The 18,031-nt window shown below is 41.3% G+C and carries 18 protein-coding genes; 7 read left to right on the forward strand and 11 right to left on the reverse strand.

From position 1 onward, the window contains the following. Positions 1-3 precede the first annotated feature (3 nt). The 4 genes from HJG58_RS14900 to lptF all read right to left on the reverse strand — a co-directional run bounded on the left by HJG58_RS14900 (position 4) and on the right by lptF (position 5,048). On the reverse strand, positions 4-1,188 hold the full coding sequence (locus HJG58_RS14900) for a S41 family peptidase (RefSeq protein ID WP_068564746.1): 1,185 nt from the start codon (positions 1,186-1,188) through the stop codon (positions 4-6). A gap of 15 nt (positions 1,189-1,203) precedes the next feature. Further along, positions 1,204-2,751, reverse strand: a complete 1,548-nt coding sequence (gene gpmI, locus HJG58_RS14905; protein ID WP_017400161.1) for a 2,3-bisphosphoglycerate-independent phosphoglycerate mutase — start codon at positions 2,749-2,751, stop codon at positions 1,204-1,206. Positions 2,752-2,877: 126 nt separating this feature from the next. After that, positions 2,878-3,948 carry an LPS export ABC transporter permease LptG gene (lptG, locus tag HJG58_RS14910; RefSeq protein ID WP_002121203.1) on the reverse strand — a complete coding sequence of 357 codons (1,071 nt, stop codon included), beginning with the start codon at positions 3,946-3,948 and terminating at the stop codon, positions 2,878-2,880. Further along, on the reverse strand, positions 3,948-5,048 hold the full coding sequence (lptF, locus tag HJG58_RS14915; protein WP_170249508.1) for an LPS export ABC transporter permease LptF: 1,101 nt from the start codon (positions 5,046-5,048) through the stop codon (positions 3,948-3,950). The genes lptG and lptF overlap by 1 nt, the downstream gene beginning before the upstream one ends. Before the next feature lie 143 nt (positions 5,049-5,191). On the opposite strand from lptF, the gene HJG58_RS14920 reads away from it, so the two are divergent. The 4 genes from HJG58_RS14920 (at position 5,192) to HJG58_RS14935 (ending at position 8,067) form a co-directional block, all read left to right on the forward strand. Further along, positions 5,192-6,640, forward strand: a complete 1,449-nt coding sequence (locus HJG58_RS14920; protein WP_170249509.1) for a leucyl aminopeptidase — start codon at positions 5,192-5,194, stop codon at positions 6,638-6,640. Further along, positions 6,633-7,040, forward strand: a complete 408-nt coding sequence (locus tag HJG58_RS14925; RefSeq protein ID WP_170249510.1) for a DNA polymerase III subunit chi — start codon at positions 6,633-6,635, stop codon at positions 7,038-7,040. Before HJG58_RS14920 ends, HJG58_RS14925 begins: the two co-directional genes overlap by 8 nt. Before the next feature lie 38 nt (positions 7,041-7,078). Then, positions 7,079-7,717, forward strand: a complete 639-nt coding sequence (gene blhA / locus HJG58_RS14930; protein WP_170249511.1) for a cell division protein BlhA — start codon at positions 7,079-7,081, stop codon at positions 7,715-7,717. 131 nt (positions 7,718-7,848) lie between these two features. Next, the gene (locus HJG58_RS14935; protein ID WP_170249512.1) at positions 7,849-8,067 is read left to right on the forward strand and encodes a hypothetical protein; all 219 of its coding nucleotides are present in this window, start codon (positions 7,849-7,851) and stop codon (positions 8,065-8,067) included. A gap of 59 nt (positions 8,068-8,126) precedes the next feature. Here HJG58_RS14935 and HJG58_RS14940 read toward each other — a convergent pair whose 3' ends face one another. From HJG58_RS14940 to glnK, 6 genes are all read right to left on the reverse strand, one after another. After that, positions 8,127-8,786, reverse strand: a complete 660-nt coding sequence (locus tag HJG58_RS14940; protein WP_005301612.1) for a riboflavin synthase — start codon at positions 8,784-8,786, stop codon at positions 8,127-8,129. Between the two features lie 43 nt (positions 8,787-8,829). Next, complete coding sequence (locus HJG58_RS14945) at positions 8,830-10,122, reverse strand: DNA adenine methylase (protein ID WP_017481906.1); 1,293 nt, start codon at positions 10,120-10,122, stop codon at positions 8,830-8,832. Continuing rightward, positions 10,119-11,204 (reverse strand): bifunctional diaminohydroxyphosphoribosylaminopyrimidine deaminase/5-amino-6-(5-phosphoribosylamino)uracil reductase RibD, encoded by a 1,086-nt coding sequence (ribD, locus tag HJG58_RS14950; protein ID WP_170249513.1) that lies wholly within the window; start codon positions 11,202-11,204, stop codon positions 10,119-10,121. The genes HJG58_RS14945 and ribD overlap by 4 nt, the downstream gene beginning before the upstream one ends. 15 nt (positions 11,205-11,219) lie before the next feature. Then, positions 11,220-11,678 carry a transcriptional regulator NrdR gene (gene nrdR, locus HJG58_RS14955; RefSeq protein WP_086265360.1) on the reverse strand — a complete coding sequence of 153 codons (459 nt, stop codon included), beginning with the start codon at positions 11,676-11,678 and terminating at the stop codon, positions 11,220-11,222. Positions 11,679-11,836: 158 nt separating this feature from the next. After that, complete coding sequence (locus HJG58_RS14960) at positions 11,837-13,231, reverse strand: ammonium transporter (protein ID WP_170249514.1); 1,395 nt, start codon at positions 13,229-13,231, stop codon at positions 11,837-11,839. Positions 13,232-13,288: 57 nt separating this feature from the next. Then, the gene (glnK, locus tag HJG58_RS14965; protein ID WP_000780326.1) at positions 13,289-13,627 is read right to left on the reverse strand and encodes a P-II family nitrogen regulator; all 339 of its coding nucleotides are present in this window, start codon (positions 13,625-13,627) and stop codon (positions 13,289-13,291) included. A 278-nt stretch (positions 13,628-13,905) separates the two neighbouring features. Between glnK and HJG58_RS14970 the strand changes: the two genes are divergently transcribed. Together HJG58_RS14970 and HJG58_RS14975 are read left to right on the forward strand one after the other, a co-directional pair. After that, complete coding sequence (locus HJG58_RS14970; RefSeq protein ID WP_170249515.1) at positions 13,906-14,133, forward strand: accessory factor UbiK family protein; 228 nt, start codon at positions 13,906-13,908, stop codon at positions 14,131-14,133. Positions 14,134-14,198: 65 nt separating this feature from the next. Then, positions 14,199-15,686, forward strand: a complete 1,488-nt coding sequence (locus HJG58_RS14975; RefSeq protein ID WP_170249516.1) for a YifB family Mg chelatase-like AAA ATPase — start codon at positions 14,199-14,201, stop codon at positions 15,684-15,686. Positions 15,687-15,700: 14 nt separating this feature from the next. On the opposite strand, the gene pdxR is transcribed toward HJG58_RS14975, so the two are convergent. Next, positions 15,701-17,134, reverse strand: a complete 1,434-nt coding sequence (pdxR, locus tag HJG58_RS14980; RefSeq protein WP_170249517.1) for a MocR-like pyridoxine biosynthesis transcription factor PdxR — start codon at positions 17,132-17,134, stop codon at positions 15,701-15,703. A gap of 111 nt (positions 17,135-17,245) precedes the next feature. Between pdxR and HJG58_RS14985 the strand changes: the two genes are divergently transcribed. Further along, on the forward strand, positions 17,246-18,022 hold the full coding sequence (locus tag HJG58_RS14985) for an aldolase (RefSeq protein WP_170249518.1): 777 nt from the start codon (positions 17,246-17,248) through the stop codon (positions 18,020-18,022). The last annotated feature ends 9 nt before the right edge of the window (positions 18,023-18,031 follow it).

The following is an 18,031-nucleotide window of genomic DNA, read 5'->3' on the forward strand; positions in this document are numbered from 1 at the left end:
AAGTTACTTCCTCTTTAGGAGTAAATCTGCAACGCGGTCTAAATATACGTCCTCTTTCATTTCTGCTGGCAATGGATAAGCCTGATTAGGTTGAATACCCTGCCCTTCAATCATATTGCCATTTGGCGTGTAGTAATGTGAGACCGTCATCTGTAGAGCTGCTCCACTTGGCAAAGGAAATAGCTTTTGCACTACACCTTTTCCATAACTTTTTTCACCCATCACCCAAGCACGCTGGTGTTCTTTCATGGCCGCAGTAAAAACTTCTGCCGCAGAAGCAGAACGGTGATTAATTAATATACCTAATTTTGTATTCTGAAATTCATTACCAGGCAGTGCCTGAAACTGCTGGTTACCTTCCGAACGGCTTTTGGTTGAAACAATAATTCCGTTATTTAAAAACAAATCTGCTGACTCTACCGCTGCCGATAACAATCCACCCGGATTATTTCGCAAATCGATTAAAACAGCCTTTAAACGTGGGGAACTATTTTCTTCAATTAATCTTTTAATTTCATTAGCAGTGTCTTGTTGGAACACTCTAATTTTGAGTACAAGCACCTGATTATGCAACATTACAGGTTCTATATCGGTTTCTATTTTTTTATTACGGACTAAGTTAATGTTTCCGTTTAGCTCTTCCGCTTGTACTTGAAGTGTACTTCCTATAGAACCGTAAAGTAGCCCGAGTACCTGATCTTGGTTTAAATTTTTTAAATCTTGATTATCAATCTTTAGAATCGTCTGACCATTTCTCAAACCTAATTTATAGGAGTCTGAACCCGTTTTAAGATCACGAATCATCCACTTATGGGCATGTGCTTCAGTGCTTAATGCGAAATCAACTGACGCAAGATCACCTTCAGTATATTGAATCAGTTGGCGATATTCTTCTGCCGATAAATAACGTGAATAACGATCTAGCCCACTCACCAACCCTTTTATAGCTTGTTGAAACAACGCATCGTCCGACTTCACGTCTACATAGTTATCTCGAACAATTCCATAGATTTGCACAAACTGTTGAATAGACTCAATCGGCACTTCTGCATAGCTATGTTCCGGTTCTTCCGAATCAGAGTGCAAAGGTGACAATTTTTCTTTTACAACTGGCGCTGCAAAAGCAAATTGGCTGCAACACAGCAACATACTTACAATAAGTTTTTTATATTTAATGTGTTGCAGCATCCAATCACCTTTAACTTATGCAGATAGTGTAATCAGATTACGCCCTTGCATTTCGGCAGGAACAGGAATCTGCATTAAATTGAGAATTGTCGGTGCTACATCTGCAAGCACACCACCTTCTGCAATTGTTGCTTGTGTTGGGCCAACATAGATAAACGGCACAAGCTCGGTTGTATGTTGAGTATGCACTTGCCCACTTTCGTAGTCTTGCATTTGTTCAACGTTACCATGGTCAGCAGTAATGAGCATATGGCCTTTTTTTGCCATAACTGCTTCATAGACACGACCTAAACAAGTATCAACCGCTTCAACTGCTTTAACCGCAGCATCAAACACACCCGTATGACCGACCATATCACCATTTGCGTAGTTCACAACCAATAAGTCGTATTCACCTGAATTAATTGCTTTAACCAACTCATCAGTGACTTCATAAGCACTCATTTCTGGCTTAAGGTCATATGTCGCAACGTTTGGAGATGGAATTAAAATACGCTTTTCACCCGGATATTCATCTTCACGACCACCACTAAAGAAGAATGTTACATGCGCATACTTTTCAGTTTCAGCAATACGTAACTGGGTTTTACCTAAAGAAGATAAATACTCACCCAATGAGTTTTTGAGGGCTTCTGGCATATATGCAACTGGTGCGTCAATGCTTGCCTGATAACGCGTTAACATCACAAACTTAGAAAGATTCGGTACAACTTTACGTTCAAAACCAGCAAAGTCTTTCTCTACAAATGCGCGAGTAATTTCACGAGCTCGGTCAGCACGGAAATTCATAAATACAACGCTATCACCATCTTGAACTTTAGCGATATCACCAATACGAGTCGCTTTTACAAACTCATCATTTTCATTGGCTGCATAAGCTAACTCCAACCCTTCAACTGCTGTTTGCGCAGTACGCAGTGCCTCGCCTTCAGTTAACAAGCGATAAGCTTGCTCAACGCGATCCCAACGGTTGTCACGGTCCATTGCAAAGTAGCGACCAATCATGGTTGCGATACGGCCTTGACCCGGATATTGAGCAAATAATGCATCTAATTTTTCTAAAGATGGTTGAGCACTGCGTGGAGGTGTATCACGACCATCAAGGAAAGCGTGTAAATAAACTTTTGCACCGCGTTTTAATGCAAGCTCACACATCGCCACAATATGATCTTCATGTGAATGGACGCCACCTTCTGAAAGTAGCCCCATAATATGGACAGCACCACCAGCAGCTTTGGCTTTTTCAACAGCGTCGATCAACACTTCATGTTTGAAAAAGTCACCAGTACGGATATCTTTAGTAATACGGGTAAAGTCTTGATATAGCACACGGCCAGCGCCAAGATTCATATGGCCGACTTCAGAGTTCCCCATTTGTCCATCAGGTAATCCAACATCTTCACCTGAACCAGAAATTAGACTATTTGGATGCTTGGCTTTCATTGCCGCCAAATTTGGTGTTTTTGCTGCAAGAAAAGCATTATCTTCAATCGCTTCACGGTGTCCAACACCATCCATAATGACCAGAACGTGAGGGATCTTGCCAGCAGTTGCATCCGTCATAATCAATTTCTCTTTTGTCTACAATTTCGTCACAATATCTTACCGAATTTTCGGTCAAGACTCTATTTATTCCTATGGCTTTCACCAATATCTGCGATTGATGAAAACCATAAATATCAATTATTACTAGCGAGCGCGGTAAAGCAAATAACTACCAGCGCCAAACATTAGCAAGATAGGTACGAGTACAAACCATGCTGGAGATGGAGAATAAACCAAGCTCGCATAGCCCAAGAAATCCTGCAAATAATAGAAACTCAAACCAATGAACAATGCGATCACCAAACGGAAGCCCATCGATTGTTGGCGTAACGGTCCAAAAATAAAAGAACACGCCACTAGAACTAATGCAATGAGTGAAAATGGCGAAGCAACTTTTTGCCAGAAAGCCAATTGATACGTCTTTGGTACCTGACTATATTCATCCATATAACGCATAAAGCTAATCAGTTGGCTTGGTGATAAATCTTCAGGATCTAAAGTCACCATATGCACATATTTAGGCTGTAATGCTAAAGCAAGCGATTGTTCTTCATGATCAGTTTTGATGGCATTTCCTGCCGCCAAAATGTCCATTTGTTCAGCCTTTTTCAAAGCCCATTGACCATTTTTAATAAACTGTCCTTGCTGAGCATTAATTAATGATTGCAAGTAATAGTTTTGGTCAAAATCGACCACTTGAATGTCTCTTAAATTGCCTTGAGAGTTAGCGTAGTCGATATAGATAAATCGCTGCCCTTCACGTGACCAATAGCCTTTAACTTCACCTAAAGCAGCTACAGAACGATGGCTTTTAACACTTTGGGCTTTTTCATTCGTGTAAGGAATAACCCATTCACTTAAAGCAAACGACAAAATAATAAGCAGTAAAGCTGAGCGCATAACCCAACCAACAATACGCCATAAGCTAACACCGACTGAACGCATAACAATGAGTTCACTACTCGTTGCCAATGAGCCCAGTCCAATCACAGCACCAATCAAGGCAGAGATAGGTAAAATTTCATAGAGATAGCGAGGAGCTCCCCACAAGACATAGACGAGAGCTTGCCATGCGTTATAGTCTGGTTTGAGCTCACCCAACTCACCAAGATATGTAAATAAGACCTGAAGAATGGACAAAACAACTGTGGTGCCAAACATCGCAAGCGCAGTGGTTTTCGTCACATATTTGGCGACTATTCGACGTGCTAACATTATAATTTCACTCGCTTGATCTGTTTCTTGATTTTTGGTCCTAACTTCTGCTTACGTGAGAATAAGGCGGCAGCAACGCCATACACAACTAACACAGCAGGATAAGCCCAAATATCGAGTTCTTCTTTACTAATACGAGTCTTGATTGCAATCATTAATACGATCAGACTGGAAAAAATAAAAATCGCCGGAATAAGACGGTAATAACGGCCTTGTCGTGGGCTCACTTCAGACAATGCCACTGATAGCATTAACGCAATAACAATGGTGAATGGCCCAAATAAACGCCATCCCAACTCACTTCTAATAACTGGATCATTCGTTTTTGAAAAGAGTTTTGTTGTTGATAGTGCTTCTACATCGCCACTCTCAAATTTAAGATCTTTGTCATTTTCTAAACGTAGACGATAAGACTGGAACTCGGCTTGTGTATATTTTGGTTGTCCCGGGAATATTTCATAACGACGACCTTGTACCAGATCAACAACATTGGCAGTGTCATTTGCAACTTCTACACGAGTCGCTTCTTTTGCCAAAATCATAACATCTGGCTTATCTTCTTTAGCAGCGCGCTGATAAAAGAAAATATCCTTCAAATTCTTTCGGTCTTCCGACAATGACCCCGCATAGATCGTATATGGCCCAGAAGAAATAAACTCTCTTGGTCGAACCAAATCGAAACCTGTCCGAACAGCTTGTGTGGTTGTCAGTTTTTCAAACTCACGTAGTCCCCACGGCGTCATCCACAGCATAAGTACCGACTGAAATACCATATAAACCAGTGTCATTGGAATGAGTAATCGTGCTAATTGATGACGGCTTACACCACTACCATTCAATACAGCCATTTCATGGTCAACATATAAACGACCAAACACCAACATTAAACCAATGAAAAAACCCAATGGTAAAATGAGTGTTAGAAATTCAGGTAAACGATATCCAATGATGCTAAACAAGATACTGGCATCTAAACGCCCCTGCGCCGCCACACCAAAGTATTTGATCAGACGACCACCCATCATGATTAGGGTCAGTAAAGAAATGACCACCAATGAGGTAGAGACAACTTGCTTGACGAGATAACGCCGAATAATCAAAGTAATACTTCCAAAAGGCTAATCGGGACGTGTGCTAGTTTACCCGAATGTTAAAAATATAAAACCGCACATTGCAACGCTATGCTTGAAAGTGTTTCAATGTTTTAATCCATCATAACTTTCTATAGGCAATCACGGCAGCCATGAAATTTACAACTTATACAACTTTTCCCGAACAGACATCTAATGAATCTTTGTGGGTTTTAGTTGATTCAGAACAGCTACAAAGCAACATCAACACATATCAAATCAATAACCTAGAAAGCGTTCTTACTGCCACCCAATTCAAAGGCAACTTCAATGAAACTCTGCCTTTATTCGGTCAGGTTTCAAATCAACCTCATAGCCAATTACTTGGCTTAGGAAAAACAGCCGAACTTCAGGCGGTTAAGCTCGCTAAACTTGCCCAAACCATTATCAAATCGACACAAAATAAATTTAAGCATATCGCAATTGATATTGCTGCGTTACCTGTCGAATACCATTATTTATTCGCTTTAAGCTTAACTCAAGCAGCTTATGGTTATGATGAGTTTAAATCGAAAAAAAATGAATTTATGTTACAACAGGTTGATTTAATTAGTTCAACGACGAGCCTTGATGAAAAACAACTGGCTTTAGTGCATGCCGTACAGTCTGGTCAATCGTATGCACGTGACCTTGGAAATCGTCCGGGTAACATTTGCTTCCCTGAATATTTGGCAGAACAAGCATTAGCTTTAGCCGCAGAATTCCCTGATTTACTCAAAGTGACTGTCTTAAATGAACAGCAAATGGCTGATTTAGGCATGTATGCTTTTCTTGCAGTCAGCAAAGGATCTGAACGTCCGGGTCGTATCGTAACACTTGAATACCAAGCTGGAATCGATGAAGCACCTGTTGTACTTGTCGGTAAAGGCGTTACTTTTGATACAGGCGGTATTTCTTTAAAACCAGGCCTAGGCATGGATGAAATGAAGTTCGATATGTGCGGTGCAGCCTCTGTATTAGGTACTATTCGTGCGCTATGTGAAGCGAAACTCCCTATTCATGTCGTTGGAGCAATTGCAGCTGCAGAAAACATGCCTTCAGGTAAAGCAACTCGCCCAGGTGATATTGTGACAACCATGAGCGGACAAACTGTTGAAATTTTAAACACGGATGCTGAAGGTCGTCTTGTACTGTGTGACACATTGACCTATATCAAACGCTTCAATCCAGCTGTCGTGGTTGATATCGCAACATTAACAGGTGCATGTGTAGTCGCTTTAGGTAAAGTACTGAGTGGTTTGTTCTCACCAGATGATGCTTTAGCAGCTGAACTCCAACAAGCGGGTGAGCAATCATTTGACCGTGTATGGCGTATGCCAGTCATTGAAGATTATCAAGAATTACTTGATTCACCATTTGCGGATATTGCAAACATCGGCGGTCCATACGGCGGTGCAATTACGGCAGCTTGTTTCCTTGAGCGCTTTACACGTGAGTATCGTTGGGCTCATTTAGATGTAGCAGGAACAGCATGGTTATCTGGTCCAGCTAAAGGTGCAACAGGCCGTCCAGTGCCATTACTCATGCAATTTTTAGCGAATCGTGTAAATACGAATGGCTAAAATTAGTTTTTATCTGTTTGAAACCAGTGAAGAACGGCAAGTCGATAGTGCTTGCCGTTTATGCCGAAAGATTTTACAGAAGCATCCTAAAATCTGGTGGTATTGCCCAGATGTGCAGCTACAACAAACTCTTGATGAAAGATTATGGGATTTCGACCCTGTCAGCTTCATTGCACATGGAGTTGATCAAGCTGAGGCTGCTGTATGTATTTCGGCTAAACAACCGCTTGAACAAGGCCTGTTAGTATTTAATTTTAACAATCATGCACTTGAACAAGTTGATCATTTTAGCCACATTATAGAAATTGTTGAAAATAATGAAACAGCCAAGCAAATTGGTCGAGAAAAATTTAAAATGTATCGCCGTTTGGGTATAGAACCGCGGACCTTTAAATTATAACGCGATAAAATGTTGAAACTGTTGAGTAAAGGAGAACTGTGGTGGCATTAAATGTCGGGCAAGATTTTAAAAAAAGATGGTTAAATGCGCCTGAAGCTGTCCGTCATGCTTATCAACAGGATCTGGCACGTATTTGTGACTTATTAGAACCCCAAACTCCTATTCAGCTTTGGGTTTTAAATGACGAAAAAGCGCAGTTAGAATCACAGCAAAAAATTGAACAAGCTTATGCGGACCTTAAGGCAGAGCTTATTGAGCAAGCACGTATCCGTCGTCAGCTCGCTTTAGAAAAAGCGCTTGCTGACAAACGTGCATCAGAAGCTGCTTATGCTGCGGCATTGCAAGCGGACGAAATTCGCAAGTTTAATGAACAGACTGAAACATTACAGGCATTACGTAGCCATTTAGAACAAGAAGTTGCAGAACAAACTGCACGTTATCAGAAAAATCCAGAAACACCAGCAGTCAATTACTCTGCTGGCGTAAAACTTAGTATTACCGATGATCAAATCTTATCTGAGCTTGAAAGTTTACGCATTCGTTTAGAACTTGAAGCTGAGAACTTAATTGAAGAGTCTGTAACGGCTTTCCGAGCCAAACTACATGTGGCAGCTCAAGAAGAAATTGAATACATTTTAAAGAATTCTAAGTTTTCTGATGAAAAAATAGAAAAGTAAAGTTTTAAAAACTTCTTCTGTCATAAAACTGACACCTATATGTCACAAAATAGACACAAATATTATTCTTGTAGATCAATTGATTATGAGAATAGAAAGTAGTGATTTAAGATAATTAATGAGGGTAAGAAATGGACATTCCGCATCAGATTTCAAAGCAACTTGAGCAGCTTAATCAGGGTGAACAATGGACATTTTCAGCACAAGAACTTTATATGAGTCATAACGACTTTAATTCACTTTCAATCTTGCTGACACGAGCATCGGAAAAAGGTGAATTTTCAATTACACGCACTCAGCATAATAAACCATGGGTTGGCACGCATTCGGTTACTCTCACCAAGCATTAATTTTTAAAAATAAAAAACCGGAACATATGTCCGGTTTTTTATTTTTGATGATCAGGATTTTATTTTAAAAAACCATTCTCAGCTAAAAAAGCCATACTAATATTTGACTCAGTTTTTTGTTCAGCTGCTTTATCACCGAGCAATAAACGCTCGATATAACGCGCCAACACATCGACTTCAAGGTTGACCTTACTGCCTACTTGCCACGTTCCAATATTGGTACGTTCTGCGGTGTGCGGAATCAAATTCAAGCTTAAAATATTTCCACGTAAGTGGTTAATCGTTAAGCTAATTCCGTCAACGGTTACCGAACCTTTTTCCGCCAAATATTTAGCAAGTTCTGCCGGTGCTGTAACTTCATAATAGATTGAACGAGCATCTTCACGCACTACGGTAATTTCACCTACGCCATCAACGTGACCACTTACAATATGCCCACCAAAGCGCGTTGTCGGTAACATTGCCTTTTCAACATTGACACGTTGCCCAACTTTCCAGTTACCCAAAGTCGTTCGATTTAAACTTTCACGAGAAACATCTGCTGCGTACCAGTTATCACCCCATTCAATGACTGTGAGGCAAATACCATTGGTTGCAATTGAGTCACCCAAATGTACGTCTGACATATCCAGATCAGTCTGAATACGTAGACGCACATCACCACCTACACTTTGCAGGCTTTCTACTTTACCTAAACTTTCAATAATGCCTGTAAACATGGCTCAATCTCCAAATCTTTTTACACTGCTTAAATTGCAGCGCTTACCAAAGTGCGAGCTGTGTACTATTACCTGAGGTATCTACACCACCTAGCTCGGCGAAGTGGTAAAGCTGGCCTAATAACTGACGCAATGGTGGCCCTGACTTGGCATGAGTATCAGTAATCACAATAAACTCAAGCACGCGTGCACGTTCAGACTGTCGTTGTTTACTTACGCGATAACGCGGCACATCTTGTGTTAACAAGGTTACTTTGCCCCGCTCAAGATTAGCCATAAGCAAATCTTTTGGCTCGATATTACCATCAGTTGAATAGCTGGTCAGAATATAGCGTGCATTGATCGTTGAAAGTAATTTCTCATACGCATCTTTTGCATGTTTAGAAGAGTTATATGGACTTGGACGCTCTTTACGCCACGCTCTATCAATTCCACTCTTATAACCTTTGGTATCCGGTGAAGGTAAATCCACCTGATCCCATAAAGTTAATGCATTTAAAACATGGTAATTACTACTATATGCGTGTTGGTTATATGGTGGATCGAGATAGGCAACATCGACTTCAAAACCACTCATTTGATTTGCTAGATGCTGGGAGTCTACACACCACATTTCAGCAGCAGGTCGTTTACGATCACCAATCTCACAAAAACGGCTCGGTGTTAACCAAAGTAATGACTCAATTCGTTCTAGCGCAGTTTGAGTACGTCCGCCCCACCCTTGGTGAAAACTTTTAAATACGCCACTCGTGTTACTGACAAAACTAGCTGAATAGAGCAATGGTGCAAGCAAAGCACTCATCTCTACATCATTAATTGCACCTTGTGCCTGCCATGTTGCAATCTGCTGGCGAATCGCATCGATACGCATACCATTACGGCGTTTAAAGAATAAACGATCACGAGTTGGATCGTATATATCATCATTACGCGGGCAAAGGTTATGCGTTACCCAACCTTTAACTTCAGGTAAGCGATTTAAATAGTCGATAGCCTTTTGATAACCGCCCAGTTCTTTAAAAGCAGGCGCATCAACACAGGCTAAAATTGCATGATTTAAAGCATGGCTATAAGGTTCCCAGTCATTCGCAATCACGCGGTAACCATTTTGACGTGCTAAACGAGACACGACGCCACTGCCAGCAAAGAAATCGGCAAAAATCGGTGGATTCTTTTTCTTACTATTCAGTGTCCCTGTAATTTCAAGGGCTTCTAAAATTAGATGGAGCAATCGGCGCTTGTTACCCAAGTACGGCACAAGCTGATGGAAAAGATATTCGTCTGTTGTACGGGCTGCATGACGACGTTTGTGATAAACCGAAGGCTCTGAATTCATACTTTCTCTTGCGTAGGGATTAACCTTAAGCGTATATCTTGATCAATTTGTGTCACATCAAGAAGTGTAAAACGAAGTTGCTCTGCCATATATTCAAATTCTGCATTGAACATGGCCCTTGCACTTTTCCCCAATAAGGTCGGGGCAATATAACTGATCAATTCATCCACCAAACCTTCTTGCAAAAAGGCAGTAGACAATGTTGCGCCAGCTTCAACCAACACATCATAAATTTGATGTTGCTTAGATAGGGTCTGTAACAGCATTTTTAAAGGCTGAGTTTCTAATTGTATCACGCCTAAATCAGCAAGTTCTTGACGATACGGCCCCATCACCATCACAGTTTCAGGATTCTCTAAGATCTTAGCGTTAAGTGGTAAACGTCCTTGGCGATCTAAAACAACACGTTTTGGCTGAGCAACTGTCTTGATATCAAAATTATTGAGTGAACGCACGTTAAGCTGACAATCATCTGCAATCACAGTTTCAATACCTGTAATCACTGCTCCAGAAATGGCACGCCAATGTTGTACATCTTGACGGGCCGAAGAACCTGTAATCCACTTCGACTCACCTGATGCCATTGCAGTACGCCCATCTAAACTTGAGGCTACCTTTAAACGTACATAAGGCATGCCTGTAGACATTGCCTTTAAAAAACCTTGATTAAGTTTTGATGCTAAATCTTTACAAATGCCAACTTCTACTTCAATTCCGGCATTTTCTAAAATCTGAACACCTTTGCCCGCAACCAATGGATTGGGGTCAGGGCAAGCGACCACTACTTTTTTAACTTGGGCTTTCACCAATGCTTCGGCACAAGGAGGAGTCCGGCCATAATGCGCACATGGTTCAAGCGTGACATAAGCCGTTGCACCTTGTGCATGTTCACCCGCCTCGCGTAAGGCAAAGACCTCTGCGTGTGGCTGACCTGCTTTAGGATGAAAACCTTGGCCAATTAACTGATCATCTTTGACAATCACACAACCAACATTTGGATTAGGCTTGGTCGAATATAGTCCTCGTTTGGCAAGTTCAATAGCTTGCTGCATCCAATACTGATCTTGTTTCAACTCAGACATAAATATCTCAAATGATTAGTGTTCACGTTGTTGCATTTGCTCAATTTGACGGCGAAACGCTTCAACATCCTGAAAATCTTGATAGACAGAAGCAAATCGGACGTAAGCAACATGGTCAAGGGCAAATAAAGATTGCATGACGATTTCGCCAATTGTTCTAGATTTCACGTCACGCTCACCTAAACGGCGAATCTGCAACTGAATATCACTTAAAACTGTTTCGATCTGCTCTTGTGTGACCGGACGTTTTTGCAAAGCATGCATTAACGAACGACGTAATTTGGCCTCATCGAAAGGTTCATTTTTTCCATTCGATTTGATCACACGGGGCATTACCACTTCATAGCTTTCAAAAGTGGTAAAACGTTCACCGCAAATTACACACTCACGACGTCGACGAATCTGACAGCCTTCGGCGGCTAAACGTGAATCGATGACTTTACTATCTGCGGCGTTGCAAAATGGACAATGCATAGCGGATTTATAGGGTCGATTACTTTGACCTAGTGTAGCAAAATTTCCACACTTACAGAACCAGCATTCTATGAGACAAAAAAACAGTCCTGAGCAAGATCAAAGCATCGCTTTGATCACAGCGCAAGACTGTTCTTTTAAGACAGATATATTAATGATTATTCAATACGTTCGCCATGTTGGCTTAAATCCAGACCCATGCGCTCATCATCAGAGTTAACACGGATACCAATCACAAGATCAATCACTTTAAGAATAATGAAAGTCGCGATACCACTGTAAACCATGGTTGCCAATACGCCTTCAACTTGGACCCATAATTGACCAGCGAATGTTGGCGCTAATGCAACGTTGGCTGCTTTAATAATTTCGTCACTGTAGAATACGCCAGTTAAAATCGCACCGACAATACCACCTACCGCATGCAAACCAAACGCATCCAAAGCATCATCGGCTTTAAGTAAGCGTTTAAGTGCTGTAATACCCCAGAAGCACACTACGCCACCAATAAGGCCCATCACTAAAGCACCGCCTACACCGACAAAACCAGCGGCTGGTGTAATCACAACCAAACCAGCTACCGCACCAGAAGCACCACCTAATACAGATGCTTTACCACGGATCATACGTTCAACAACCAACCAAGAGAATGCAGCAGCGGCAGCAGCAACTTGAGTCACTAAAATTGCCATACTTGCGCGAGCGCCAGCGCCTAGAGCACTACCACCGTTAAAGCCGAACCAACCCACCCAAAGTAAGCTTGCACCCACTACAGTTAAAGTCAGGTTATGCGGAGCCATAGATTCGCGGCCAAGGCCAATACGTTTTCCAAGCATGTAAGCAGCAACTAGACCTGCAACACCTGAGTTGATATGTACAACTGTACCACCAGCAAAATCTAATGCGCCTGCTTTAAATAACCAGCCATCTGCAGCCCACACCCAGTGGGTAATTGGTGCGTAAACAACGAGCACCCAAACTGCAATAAACACCATGAAAGCTGAATACTTCATACGGTCTGCAATAGAACCGCTAAGGATCGCAACTGTAATAATGGCAAAAGTCATTTGGAAAATAACAAAGAGACTTTCAGGAATTGTCCCACTTAATGCATCAAACGCCACCCCGTTTAGCATTGCTTTAGACAAATCACCAAAAAATGCACCTGTGCCAGAGAACGCGATTGAGTAACCAGCAATCACCCACAGCAAACTTACCAAGATTGCAGCTGAAAGGCTGAACATCATCGTACTGAGTACATTTTTTTTACGTACCATACCGCCATAGAATAATGCCAATCCCGGAATGGTCATTAATAGAACCAATGCGGTTGAAACTAAAATCCAAGAGGTATCACCCGTATCAAGAGTAGGTGTCGGTGCTGGAGCTGCTGGAGTTTCAGCAACTGGTGCTTCTGCAGTAGTTGCAGTAGCTGAAGATGTTGATACAGCCGCAACTTCCGATGTTGGCGTTGTTACAGCTTCTTCTGCCCAAACGGCAGTACCACCCAAAAGAGCGCCTGATAGACTGAGCGCCATAAGCATTTTTTTCATTCGTGTCCCCCAACCTCATTTGCGAGTTATTTTCTACTCAGCAAGCTTTGTGCCAATTTAGACAGCATCCGGTCCAGTTTCACCCGTACGAATACGGATTACTTGTTCCAGGTTAGTCACAAAAATCTTACCATCGCCGATTTTTCCAGTGCTTGCTACACGCGTAATTGATTCAATTACTGCGTCGACCATTTCATCACTAATCGCAATCTCGATTTTTACTTTAGGTAAGAAATCAACCACATACTCTGCACCACGGTAGAGTTCTGTATGCCCTTTTTGACGACCAAAACCTTTAACTTCAGTTACGGTAATCCCTTGTACACCAATGTCAGAGAGTGCTTCACGCACGTCATCCAATTTAAACGGTTTTACAATTGCAGTTACAAGCTTCATGTTTGTTTCCTTCGGCTTCTTTTCACCAGTAAGGTTTTATGTTCAATTTTCATGCCAATATTTCAAAGGTTGAGGGAAATGAATCTTTTGCATGAACTTTCTTTATAACCTATTTAGTGAGCAAGATGTAGATGAGCTATCAAAAATAAAATGAATTTTCAGTAGTGTTATATGCTGATTTAATGATCTATTTGCACTAAAAGAATTGAAACCTATATCCAGCGCTTAAGCAGTGTTAAACTGTAAACCATAAAGTAATACAACACTTTGGATATTTCATGCTAGAAACTTTGCTACAGGCCATTCTGGAACAAATTGATGAGCCTAAAAAAGATTTGGAAAAAAATTTACGTGCATTATTAAATGAAGCGGTCGAAAAGTTAGAGCTTGTTTCCAAACAAGAGATCGACCGTCAAAAGACTGCACTTCAATCAGCCAATCAACGTTTAGAAGAGCTACAAAGACAAGTAAGTTTGTTAGAAGAAACTTTAAAGAATAAAAAATAAGCACCAACGTAGCGCATTTATACTTTACAACGATTAAAAATGAAGCACCATAATGGAACAATAAGATGTCTTTTTCTAAAATTTATACACGGGGACTTTTAGGTTTACATGCGCCTCTGATTGAAGTTGAGGTACATGTGAGTCAAGGCTTACCTTCTCTTACTATTGTCGGCCTAGCAGAGGCGGCGGTAAGAGAAAGTAAAGACCGGGTTCGCTCAGCCATTATTAATAGTGGATTTCAATTTCCAACAAAACGGCTGACCATTAATCTTGCACCAGCAGATTTGCCCAAAGATGGTTCACGTCTAGATTTACCTATTGCTGTAGGTATTTTAATTGCATCTGGCCAGCTCCCAGAAAACTGTGCCGAAGATTTTGAATTAATTGGTGAATTAGCTTTAGATGGCCATGTAAGACCAGTGTCAGGTACTTTAACTTTGGCAATGGCGTGTCAACAGGCCAAGCATAAAATGCTTTTACCTCTCGATAATAGTCAGGATATTAGCCATTTACCGAATCTTGAATGTTATCCAGTGAGCCATTTAAAAGAAGTCTGTGATCATTTTCTGGGCATGAAATCGCTATCTTCGATTGAACCTGCAACGACCTCAAACCAAATGCCTTATAAATTTGATCTGGCAGATGTAAAAGGTCAGCTACGTCCACGTCGCGCACTAGAAATAGCAGCCGCAGGCGGGCACTCGCTGCTCTTTAAAGGACCACCAGGAACAGGTAAGACTTTACTCGCTTCACGTCTTCCTTCAATTTTGCCACCGCTTTCTAATCAGGAAACGCTTGAAGTCGCGAGTATTTATTCTATTTCAAATACACCGCATACCTTTGGTCAGCGTCCATTTCGTGCGCCCCACCATACAGCATCAGCCATTGCACTAGTTGGGGGCGGCTCACATCCTAAACCGGGTGAAATTACTTTATCTCATTTAGGGGTTTTGTTTTTAGATGAACTCCCCGAGTTTGACAGAAAAGTGCTAGAAGTCTTACGTCAGCCACTTGAATCAAAAGAAATCATTATTTCACGTGCAGCTCGGCAAATTACCTATCCTGCAAACTTTCAGCTCATTGCAGCAATGAATCCTTGTCCATGTGGTTATGCGTTTAATCAAGACAGCCGTTGCCAATGTTCACCAGAAAGTATTAAGCGCTATCAAAACCGTATATCAGGGCCATTACTTGACCGTATCGATTTACATATTGATGTACCTCCTTTAAAAGCTCAGGAACTGCAAGATCCAACACCTGCTGAAGACTCTACAACTGTACGGCATCGTGTGATTTATGCTTATGAACAACAAATGCAAAGACAAGATTGTTTAAATCAAGCACTCTCACCAAAACAACTCGAGCAATATGCCGTTCTCGATAGTACTTCACAGCGAATGATGGAAATGGCTCAGCAACGTTTAAATTTATCTGCTCGTGCTTATCATCGTGTTTTACGGGTTGCTCGTACTATTGCCGATTTGGCCCAAAGTGAGGTCATTCAAAGTCCTCATCTTACAGAAGCACTCTCTTATCGAGGTAATCACTCTTAAAATTAAACAGCGGATTATGAGTCCGCTGTTCTTTTATTAAGAGCTTCATTTAAGGTCTCAATTAAGGAAGTAATTTCTTTCTCTGATAGAGCAGCGAAACCAAAGCGAATACAACAATTAGAAGACTCGATTTGTTTAAACTTATGCTCTGTATCAATGTTGAGTTCTTTTAATTTTATAAGCTGATCTTGAGTAAATGGTTTCTGGAACTTCACCCACAAAGCCATTCCACCTGCAGGTGGCTGTATTTGCACACTCTCTGCAAAAACTCGATGGAACTCATTTAATGCATGGTCACGGCGTAGCTGATATATCTTTTTCATTTTGCGGATGTGTCGTTTTATTTCACCTCGCTGCATTAAATCTGCTAACGCAAGTTCCGTAATATTATTTCCTTGGCGATCAATCACTAAAATATCTTCAGTAATGGATTGAATGATTATTGGAGACGCTACCATATATCCCAATCGGACGCCGGGTGCAAAGACCTTAGACAATGAGCCAATATGAATGACCAGTTCAGAATGAGGCAAACTTGCTAAGGGTGGCATAGGCCGACTGGCATAGTGGAATTCGTGGTCATAGTCGTCTTCAATAATATAAAAGCCCCATTTTTTTGAAAGCTCCAAGAGTTGAAGACGGCGATTCATTGGCATCGTGACAGTTGTGGGATATTGATGATGCGGAGTTGTATAAATGGCAGCAACCGAATGTTCTTGTAAAATCCGTTCTAAATCTTCAATGACAATACCTTGTTTATCTAATTTAACAGAAACCACTTGAAAGCCATTTGACTGAAATGCTTTAAAAGCAGATGGATAATATAATTCCTCAATAACGATCACACCCTGCCGATTGGGTAATGCTCGAGAGGCAAGAAAAATTCCCATCTGACTACCACGCACAATACAAATCTCATCTTCGGCAACATTCATAAAACGTTCCATCGATAGCATTTGTTGTAAGGCTTGTCTTAACTCAATCATTCCCCGTGGGTCGCCATAGCCCATGTACTGATTTTGAGTAATTTTAATCAGTGCATGTCGATAGGCCCGTGAAAATAATTCGTAGGGAATCAATCGTGGATCTGGCACCCCATCGTTATGTGGGCGTTGAATCACTTCTTGAATGATTGGTTTATCATTAACTTTTCGTTCAGATACTGGCTCTATTTGAAGCTGTTTTTCCGGCAAAACATCCGCTACAAATGTACCTTTTCGGGGACGAGTCACAAGCCAACCTTGTGCTTCTAATTCTTCGTAAACTGCTTGTACGGTTTTTCGATTAATTTCTAGTTCTTTTGACAAGCTACGAGACCCGGGCAGCATAGTCCCCTGCACTAAACGGCCACTTAAAATTTCCTGACTAATTAGGTTAGTAAGCTTTAGAAAAACCGTTTTTTCTTCTCTTTCATCGATACGAAAATGTACTTGCCAAGGTCTTAGCATATTCGCCCCATCTGGACCATATAACTTATGAAAACTGGATGTATTGATTCATCCAGTTGTTTTCTATTCTGCCTTCACCTACTTAATTTGGTCAACTGGACTGGAGAAGAGATGAAGACTGCTTCTGTAAACAAACAAGACCTCATGCAACACGCACAGCAAGACATGCAAAAGTGGATTAGCGACACAGATTTAAGTGATCGTCAAAAGCTTGCACTCACTTGTCGTATTTTATTTGATCATGGTCATGATGCTGGTTTGGCAGGTCAAATTACATGCCGTAGTGAAAATAAAGAAACCTTTATTACCCAACGTTTCGGTTTAGGTTTTGATGAAATTACTGCTTCAAACTTACTTGAGGTGAATCAAGACTTAGAACCAATCAATCAAGAAGGAATGGCAAACCCAGCCAATCGTTTTCACACATGGATTTATAAAGAACATCCAGAAGTGAACTGCATTATCCATACGCATCCAACCCATGTTGCTGCTCTCTCCATGCTTCAGATTCCACTCATGATTTCTCAAATGGACGTCTGTGCACTTTACGAAGACTGCTCATTTGTAGGCCACTGGCCGGGAGTTCCTGTGGGCAATGAAGAAGGTATTTTGATTTCTTCTGCTTTGGGTAAAAACCGTGCTGTTTTGTTGTCTCACCATGGACAACTGGTTACAGGAAAAACCATTGAAGAAGCCTGCAACTTGGCGCTTTTAATTGAACGTGCAGCTCAACTGCAACTGCTAGCCATGTCTGCCGGACAAATCCAGCCCATCCCTCATGCTTTAGCAACAGAAGCTCATGATTGGGTTTCTACCGATAAACGCAACAAAGTGAACTTTGCTTACTACGCACGTAAAGCTTTGAAAAAACATTCTGACTGTATTTAAAAAGAGACC

Source organism: Acinetobacter geminorum, from assembly GCF_013009345.1.
GTDB classification, from domain to species: Bacteria; Pseudomonadota; Gammaproteobacteria; order Pseudomonadales; family Moraxellaceae; genus Acinetobacter; species Acinetobacter geminorum.

Bases quoted from the DNA above. Each gene is read 5' to 3' on its own strand.
- HJG58_RS14985 (WP_170249518.1), top strand. From the start codon at position 17,246: ATGAAGACTGCTTCTGTAAACAAACAAGACCTCATGCAACACGCACAG.
- pdxR (WP_170249517.1), bottom strand. From the start codon at position 17,134: ATGCTAAGACCTTGGCAAGTACATTTTCGTATCGATGAAAGAGAAGAA.
- ribD (WP_170249513.1), bottom strand. From the start codon at position 11,204: ATGTCTGAGTTGAAACAAGATCAGTATTGGATGCAGCAAGCTATTGAA.
- HJG58_RS14900 (WP_068564746.1), bottom strand. From the start codon at position 1,188: ATGCTGCAACACATTAAATATAAAAAACTTATTGTAAGTATGTTGCTG.
- HJG58_RS14940 (WP_005301612.1), bottom strand. From the start codon at position 8,786: ATGTTTACAGGCATTATTGAAAGTTTAGGTAAAGTAGAAAGCCTGCAA.
- HJG58_RS14935 (WP_170249512.1), top strand. From the start codon at position 7,849: ATGGACATTCCGCATCAGATTTCAAAGCAACTTGAGCAGCTTAATCAG.
- HJG58_RS14945 (WP_017481906.1), bottom strand. From the start codon at position 10,122: ATGAATTCAGAGCCTTCGGTTTATCACAAACGTCGTCATGCAGCCCGT.
- gpmI (WP_017400161.1), bottom strand. From the start codon at position 2,751: ATGACGGATGCAACTGCTGGCAAGATCCCTCACGTTCTGGTCATTATG.
- HJG58_RS14920 (WP_170249509.1), top strand. From the start codon at position 5,192: ATGAAATTTACAACTTATACAACTTTTCCCGAACAGACATCTAATGAA.
- HJG58_RS14925 (WP_170249510.1), top strand. From the start codon at position 6,633: ATGGCTAAAATTAGTTTTTATCTGTTTGAAACCAGTGAAGAACGGCAA.
- glnK (WP_000780326.1), bottom strand. From the start codon at position 13,627: ATGAAGCTTGTAACTGCAATTGTAAAACCGTTTAAATTGGATGACGTG.
- HJG58_RS14975 (WP_170249516.1), top strand. From the start codon at position 14,199: ATGTCTTTTTCTAAAATTTATACACGGGGACTTTTAGGTTTACATGCG.
- HJG58_RS14970 (WP_170249515.1), top strand. From the start codon at position 13,906: ATGCTAGAAACTTTGCTACAGGCCATTCTGGAACAAATTGATGAGCCT.
- HJG58_RS14960 (WP_170249514.1), bottom strand. From the start codon at position 13,231: ATGAAAAAAATGCTTATGGCGCTCAGTCTATCAGGCGCTCTTTTGGGT.
- lptG (WP_002121203.1), bottom strand. From the start codon at position 3,948: ATGTTAGCACGTCGAATAGTCGCCAAATATGTGACGAAAACCACTGCG.
- nrdR (WP_086265360.1), bottom strand. From the start codon at position 11,678: ATGCATTGTCCATTTTGCAACGCCGCAGATAGTAAAGTCATCGATTCA.